Here is a 4,498-nt window from a genome sequence, read left to right as displayed (position 1 = left end):
GCGTAGCGAATACATTATTAATGCTTTTGACTTTGCTTTTGCTCTTGAAATGACACGAGCATAGCGAGTGCCATAGCCTTTGATTTTGATTTTGATTTTTCTCTTTTTTAAATATTTTAAATATTTTAAATATTTTAAATATTTTCGGGTTGTTTTTCTCTTTTATAATCAAATTGTTACTTTTATAACTATTAGAGATTGACTACTAACTATTAGAGATTGACTACTAACTATTAGAGATTGACTACTAACTATTAGAGATTGACTACTAACTATTAGAGATTGATTTATCTAATATATTAGTATAAATTATTTCTAATACTTAGCTAAAATACAGAACAATGAAAAATGAATTAGTAGTGAAATCGAATCAAGTTATTGAGGCAAGTTATCGCCTTTCAGTTGTTGAACAACGTGTTGTTTTATCGGCTATCGCTAAAATACCTAAAATGAGTGAAGTGTCAGATGATGAAATTTACACTGTTAGCGTTCAAGATTTGCAGGCTTTAGGAGTACATGAAAAAACTGCATATAGAGATTTAAAAGAAGCTGTAAACCGCCTATACGAGCGTTCTATTAGCCTAGATATTGATGACAAACTAATAAAAATGCGTTGGGTTCAGCGTATAGAATTTACAGATAATCAGGGTATTATTGCTCTTAGGTTTTCTAAAGATATATTGCCATTTATATCTAATGTAAAAGCTAACTTCACTCAATATATGCTATCTGAAGTATCAAAAATGCAAGGTGCATACTCTGTACGCATTTATGAGCTACTAACTCAATATAAATCTGTTGGGGAACGCTCAATAGCCATAGATGATTTAAGAATAATGCTAGATTTAGGTTCAAGATACAAAACAACAGGGAATTTAATTGCTTGGGTTATAGACCCATCCATTGAAGAAATTAACGAGCAAACTGACTTAAAAATTACAGCAGAACCTCAAAAAACAGGACGTAAATTTACTCATATAAAATTTATAATTAAACAGAAACAAAAACCTAAGACACTAGATTCCAAACGAGATCCCAATAGTCCCGACTTCTTTATCAAAATGACCGATGCACAGCGTCATTTATTTGCCAATAAAATGTCTGAAATGCCCGAAATGTCTAAGTATTCTCAAGGTACAGAAAGCTATCAGCAATTTGCTGTACGTATTGCTGAAATGCTTTTACAGCCTGAAAAGTTTAGAGAGCTTTACCCAATATTAGAAAAAACTGGGTTTAAATAAAGTTATATTTTATAGGTTGTTCAATAGTTTTTTATTTTACAGATATATGATATTTATAATTATTTAAAATAATTTTCACATTAACAACCTGTTAGAATAGCAAAAGTAAAATAATTTTCACTTAGGATTGAACATGTACGCAATCACGTTTGATTTAAATACAGAAATGTTAAGAACAACCTATCATAATGGGTCTTTCAATAATGCCTACAATGATATTAAAAATACGCTGAGAGAATTTGGCTTTGAACGCCAACAAGGCAGTGTATATTTTGGTAATGCCAATGTTGATGCCGTTACTTGTGTTATGGCAACTCAAGAATTAGCAACTCAGTTTGATTGGTTTGCCCCTAGCGTTACAGATATACGCATGCTTCGTATTGAGGATAACAATGACTTAGCACCTGCAATTCAACGTGCTATTTCACGACCTGCTCAAAAAAAAACCTTAGCTAATCAACAAGTATCGTTAAGCTGAGTAAAAAGCACCTTTTTAGGTGCTTTTTTTACACAAAAATTTAGTCATGACTAAATTTATCGCTCCATATCAAAACCCTTATCTTTTGATTTTTCTTTCTGTTGCGCTCGTTCTTGTTGCTTTTGCTGTTGTCTAAGCTGTTCCAGTGCCTTTAAAAACTCTTGAGATTTGGCATATTTTTGATTTAACTCAGGGTGATTTTTCTCAATATGCTTAATCACCGCTTCACGCCCAAAGCGTTGGTCATAAAGGCGTTGTGTCTTTTTCTCGGTCTTAGTATGGTCGTGTAGATGATGAATTTCACGATATTCTCTGACTAGGTTCTCACGCTTTTCTTCCCAATCCTTTTTCCCAAAGAACATTGGCTTATTTTTATCGAGTTCCTCAATTCTGGTTCGGATGTCAGCACCTTGTTTTTGGTACTCTTTCAGCTCACTTTTGGTCGTATTTTCAATATATTGAGTTCTATATTTTTCAAATAGTGCCTTATATTCAGAGGTAGTTTTATTGGCTTCCTCTATTTTTTGATTAACAATTTCTCGCTTTTGCTCATCCGTTAAAGGCTTTGGCTTTTCCCGTTGCTGTTCTTGGTCTAAGTTCGCAAGGTGTTTAGGTAAATAATTAATATGTGTTTGAAAAGTCTGAGTAGCTTCCCGATATTCAAGCACCAAATCCTTAAACCCTTGGTTTTGGCTACCTTTCCACCCTAAATGTTTTTCAGGACTGCGCTCAATGCCTTGATCGGCAAGACTGCGATGATCGACCCGATCTGCATGTCCGTATTCTTCTAAATAGGCATTTTGAAGATCAGCAAAGCGTTCACGCAATTCTACAAGCTCGGTTTTGCGCTGTTCTGCGGTTTTAGCAGTATTGGACTTCTGACAACCACCACGCTCAGGATTTTTACTATTATAGCGTTTAAAAAACTGGTCAGGACTGCGTTCAATACCATCCTGTAAGCGTTCGCTATACATGATATGGGCATGAGGTTGTTCTCCGCCCTCTATGCTTGCCTTTGGGGTATGAATTGCCCATGTATAGGCATGTTGTTCGCCTAGCTCTTGTTCAACAAAGGTTTGAACCAACTCTTTACGCTGTTGCGGTGTCAGTTCCCTGGGAAGGGCAATTTCAATTTCACGGTAGGTACTGCCGTTTTTACGCTCATATTCATCGGCACATTGCCAAAATATATTAGGATTGTCTTGTGCCCATTCAGGCATATTTCCATGTTCAACGGCTTCTAATTTTTCTTTATTTTTAAGTTTGTATTCTCCCTCTCGCTCAATGTATTCAGCATGAGCAGAAGCCTTGCCTTTTGCGCCAACCTTGACCGATAAATGATAACTTGCCATTTCCGCTTTTGCCTTTGCTTTTGCTGTTGGGAGTACAGAGGGTTTACCCTTTGTCGTGCTTAGGTTTCTATTCGAAGAATAGAAACTACTAAGTGCGCATTCTGAATTTTAGCACAGATCGGAATTCATGCTACACTCGAATAAATAATGATGCTTTTTACGGTATTTGTATGACAACAAAACTGGAATTACCTGACGGACATTTGAATTTTTTAAAGGCACTTTCACGCCAAACCGACTATCAAAAATTGTTGATTGAACTCTATGAAAAAACAGATCGAACAACGATTGAAGATAAAAAACTGTCGGCTTTGATTCGGACAGAAAAAGCCAGCATCCGAGCCAACAAAGCCAAAAAAGAAATGCAAAACTTACTCAATGCTGAAAAAACCAAGGAAAAGGCTTTAGAACGCAAGGCAAGAACCAAACGATTAATCGAATTAGGCGCATTATTTGATATTGCCAATCTCGGTCATCATGACCCTGCCACGTTGGTCGGCATGTTAAGTAACGTCAAAATTGCCTCAGATGACCCTAAATGGAAGAATTGGCACAAACAAGGGGTTTTTATACTCCAAGAGCGAAAACAAGCTAAAAACGCAAAATAGAAGCTACTACAAAAAATAGTATCACAAAGTACTATACAAATAAAACCGCGTGTACTAATATTAGTACACGCGGTTTTATTTGTATAACAGTCTTATACTATAGGTGTTTAAATGAAAAATAAGTGTGTTGTAGTTCTAACGGCTCGAGGAAAATCTAGAATTTTAAAAGAAGGAGGAAGTCAGGCTTGGAGATTAAACGCCCATCATGCAGGCAAGTGCAGTTACGTGGTTTGTGTTCAAAACCGAAATAAATCTTGGGGTCAACCTGAAGCAAAGCACCACACTGCCTTTTTAGTCGGTAAAATTTCTAGTATCAGCCTATCTCAAGAAGCAGATTCTGAAGGTCGTTGGATAATTAATATTTCTGAATATGCAGATATTTCTATTCCTAATATGTGGGATGGAAATAGAAACCCTGTTGCTTATAGATCTTTAGAAGAGCTGAATATCAACTTAGAAGATTTACAGTTCCATAAACTAGAACAAGAAACTGATGTCTTAGAGGAAACCAGTAAACTAGAAGAAAAAAAATTAGAAAAAATCTCAATTCCTGAAGCTAAAAGATTGTTAGCAAATTATTTTGATGTTCCTCAAGAGAATATTTCGATCACGATTAATATGTAATTTTAAAGGCAAAAGATAATTTTCTTTTGCCTTTTTCTTTAAGTAACCGAGCGAGTGTCTACGAGCGAACAGACGCTATTAAAATTTTTGTAATGCCTTTCTCTGATTACAGGCTTCCTTTCGATTTTAAACGGTAAGTACAGAGCATCCCGAATGGGTGCGAACGGAGAAGCTTTTGCTTTTCAAAAAGTATGA

At 35.6% G+C, this 4,498-nt stretch carries 5 protein-coding genes; 4 read left to right on the top strand and 1 reads right to left on the bottom strand.

What is annotated here, in order from left to right; all coding sequences use genetic code 11:
• The first annotated feature begins 341 nt into the window (after positions 1-341).
• Entirely contained in the window at positions 342-1,241 is a 900-nt protein-coding gene (gene repM / locus AC4CVF_RS22215) for a replication initiation protein RepM (protein ID WP_490789989.1), read from the top strand.
• 133 nt (positions 1,242-1,374) lie between these two features.
• Positions 1,375-1,719 (top strand): hypothetical protein, encoded by a 345-nt coding sequence (locus AC4CVF_RS22210; RefSeq protein WP_419316090.1) that lies wholly within the window; start codon positions 1,375-1,377, stop codon positions 1,717-1,719.
• Between the two features lie 56 nt (positions 1,720-1,775).
• Here the strand turns inward: AC4CVF_RS22210 and AC4CVF_RS22205 are convergent, their stop codons facing one another.
• On the bottom strand, positions 1,776-3,071 hold the full coding sequence (locus AC4CVF_RS22205) for a MobA/MobL family protein (RefSeq protein WP_490789988.1): 1,296 nt from the start codon (positions 3,069-3,071) through the stop codon (positions 1,776-1,778).
• A gap of 170 nt (positions 3,072-3,241) precedes the next feature.
• On the opposite strand from AC4CVF_RS22205, the gene AC4CVF_RS22200 reads away from it, so the two are divergent.
• Positions 3,242-3,679 (top strand): conjugal transfer protein TraD, encoded by a 438-nt coding sequence (locus tag AC4CVF_RS22200; protein WP_490789987.1) that lies wholly within the window; start codon positions 3,242-3,244, stop codon positions 3,677-3,679.
• Positions 3,680-3,790: 111 nt separating this feature from the next.
• A complete protein-coding gene (locus tag AC4CVF_RS22195) occupies positions 3,791-4,303 on the top strand; it encodes a hypothetical protein (protein ID WP_419316096.1) in 513 nt (170 codons plus the stop codon).
• Positions 4,304-4,498: the final 195 nt, after the last annotated feature.

Source organism: Acinetobacter sp. LipI_19 (assembly GCF_058242925.1).
The sequence above is the reverse complement of the archived record's forward strand: the minus strand, read 5'-3'. Positions and strand labels throughout refer to the sequence as shown.

Bases quoted from the DNA above. Each gene is read 5' to 3' on its own strand.
- repM (WP_490789989.1), top strand. From the start codon at position 342: ATGAAAAATGAATTAGTAGTGAAATCGAATCAAGTTATTGAGGCAAGT.
- AC4CVF_RS22200 (WP_490789987.1), top strand. From the start codon at position 3,242: ATGACAACAAAACTGGAATTACCTGACGGACATTTGAATTTTTTAAAG.
- AC4CVF_RS22205 (WP_490789988.1), bottom strand. From the start codon at position 3,071: ATGGCAAGTTATCATTTATCGGTCAAGGTTGGCGCAAAAGGCAAGGCT.
- AC4CVF_RS22195 (WP_419316096.1), top strand. From the start codon at position 3,791: ATGAAAAATAAGTGTGTTGTAGTTCTAACGGCTCGAGGAAAATCTAGA.
- AC4CVF_RS22210 (WP_419316090.1), top strand. From the start codon at position 1,375: ATGTACGCAATCACGTTTGATTTAAATACAGAAATGTTAAGAACAACC.